Here is a 662-nt window from a genome sequence, read left to right as displayed (position 1 = left end):
ATGATGGCAGAGAGGTCACACCCGTTCCCATACCGAACACGGAAGTTAAGCTCTCTAGCGCCGATGGTAGTTGGGACCTTGTCCCTGTGAGAGTAGGACGTTGCCAGGCAAAATGGAGGATTAGCTCAGCTGGGAGAGCACCTGCCTTACAAGCAGGGGGTCGGCGGTTCGATCCCGTCATCCTCCACCATATATGTCGGAGGGGTAGCGAAGTGGCTAAACGCGGCGGACTGTAAATCCGCTCCTTCGGGTTCGGCAGTTCGAATCTGCCCCCCTCCACCATTCTTAATTATTGGGCTATAGCCAAGCGGTAAGGCAACGGACTTTGACTCCGTCATGCGCTGGTTCGAATCCAGCTAGCCCAGCCATTAAGAGCCATTAGCTCAGTTGGTAGAGCATCTGACTTTTAATCAGAGGGTCGAAGGTTCGAATCCTTCATGGCTCACCATTTTTAATRAAAYATGCGGGTGTGGCGGAATTGGCAGACGCACTAGACTTAGGATCTAGCGCCTTTGGCGTGGGGGTTCGACTCCCTTCACCCGCACTTTTAATAAAATAACTCATACATGTCTTGCGGAAGTAGTTCAGTGGTAGAATACAACCTTGCCAAGGTTGGGGTCGCGGGTTCGAATCCCGTCTTCCGCTCCAATTTTCAATATGAC

6 tRNA genes and 1 rRNA gene are annotated in these 662 nt (G+C 52.0%); all 7 read left to right on the top strand.

Going from position 1 to position 662, the window contains the following annotated elements:
- Positions 1-109: ribosomal RNA gene (gene rrf, locus ASE54_RS33295) — 5S ribosomal RNA — on the top strand; the annotation flags it as partial.
- Positions 110-114: 5 nt separating this feature from the next.
- A tRNA-Val gene (locus tag ASE54_RS33290) sits at positions 115-190 on the top strand.
- 8 nt (positions 191-198) lie between these two features.
- Positions 199-282: transfer RNA gene (locus ASE54_RS33285), tRNA-Tyr, on the top strand.
- 11 nt (positions 283-293) lie between these two features.
- Positions 294-368: transfer RNA gene (locus tag ASE54_RS33280), tRNA-Gln, on the top strand.
- Positions 369-372: 4 nt separating this feature from the next.
- A tRNA-Lys gene (locus ASE54_RS33275) sits at positions 373-448 on the top strand.
- Positions 449-463: 15 nt separating this feature from the next.
- A tRNA-Leu gene (locus ASE54_RS33270) sits at positions 464-544 on the top strand.
- 29 nt (positions 545-573) lie between these two features.
- A tRNA-Gly gene (locus tag ASE54_RS33265) sits at positions 574-648 on the top strand.
- The last annotated feature ends 14 nt before the right edge of the window (positions 649-662 follow it).

Source organism: Bacillus sp. Root131, assembly GCF_001429475.1.
GTDB lineage: Bacteria > Bacillota > Bacilli > Bacillales > Bacillaceae_G > Bacillus_A > Bacillus_A thuringiensis_S.
Note: the sequence above shows the minus strand (reverse complement) of the source record. Positions and strands in the feature narration are given on the sequence as shown.